At 46.9% G+C, this 1,114-nt stretch carries 2 protein-coding genes; both read left to right on the top strand.

The features are described from left to right. The first annotated feature begins 46 nt into the window (after nucleotides 1–46). Nucleotides 47–967, top strand: a complete 921-nt coding sequence (locus R7P67_RS25820) for a transcriptional regulator GcvA (protein ID WP_011105705.1) — start codon at nucleotides 47–49, stop codon at nucleotides 965–967. Beyond that, the coding region (locus R7P67_RS25815) for an alpha/beta family hydrolase (RefSeq protein WP_318086450.1) at nucleotides 948–1,114 on the top strand (167 nt) is incomplete at its 3' end. The genes R7P67_RS25820 and R7P67_RS25815, both read left to right, overlap by 20 nt.

Here is a 1,114-nt window from a genome sequence, read left to right as displayed (position 1 = left end):
TTATAATGTTTCAGATTAAAAAAACTAATCCTATTTGAGGTCCCATATGTCTCGCAGATTGCCTCCTTTAAATTCGCTTCGAGTATTTGAAGCAGCCGCTCGTCATCTCAGTTTTACGCGTGCGGCAGAAGAGTTATTTGTGACTCAAGCCGCAGTGAGTCATCAAATTAAAGCCCTAGAAGAGTTTCTATCTCTAAAACTTTTCCGTCGCCGTAACCGTTCTTTGCTGTTAACAGAAGAAGGGCAAAGTTACTTTCTCGACATCAAAGACATCTTTACCTCGATTGCTGAAGCGACCGATAAGGTATTGGAACGTAGTGAAAAAGGTGCGTTGACCATCAGCTTGCCACCGAGTTTTGCCATTCAGTGGTTGGTGCCTCGTTTGGCGGACTTTAATGCTCAAGAGCCAGACATCGATGTGCGCATCAAAGCCGTGGATATGGATGAAGGTTCACTGACTGATGATGTAGATGTAGCGATCTACTACGGCCGTGGGAACTGGCCGGGTTTGCGAGCGGATAAACTGTACCAAGAGTTTCTGATCCCACTTTGTTCACCTTCGTTACTTTTAGGTAACAAACCATTAGAATCTCTAAGTGACCTCAAATTACACACTTTGTTACATGATACTTCGCGTAAAGATTGGAAGCAGTTCGCTCGTCATTACAACATCGAAGGCATTAACGTGAATCACGGTCCGATTTTCAGTCACTCGACTATGGTGCTGCAGGCTGCTGCACACGGACAAGGCGTAGCATTGGGCAACAACGTGTTAGCGAAACCAGAAATGGAAGCGGGACGACTGATTGCGCCGTTTGATGAGGTGCTTATCTCCAAAAATGCCTTCTATGTGGTGTGCCATGAGCAGCAGGCAGACATGGGACGCATCGCGACATTTAGAGATTGGATGCTGGCAACGGCGAGAAAAGAACAAGAGGAAGTATTGGATGAGCCAGTGGATAGTTGAGGGGCCTGAAAACGGGCCGCTGTTTGTTTTTGCTCACGGCGCAGGGGCGGGGATGGAGCATGACTTCATGACAGCTGTCGCCAAAGGATTAGTTGAGCAAGGCATTCGTGTGGTGCGTTTTAACTTCCCTTACATGGTGAAACGTTC

The organism is Vibrio sp. Vb0937, assembly GCF_033338855.1.
Note: the sequence above shows the minus strand (reverse complement) of the source record. Positions and strands in the feature narration are given on the sequence as shown.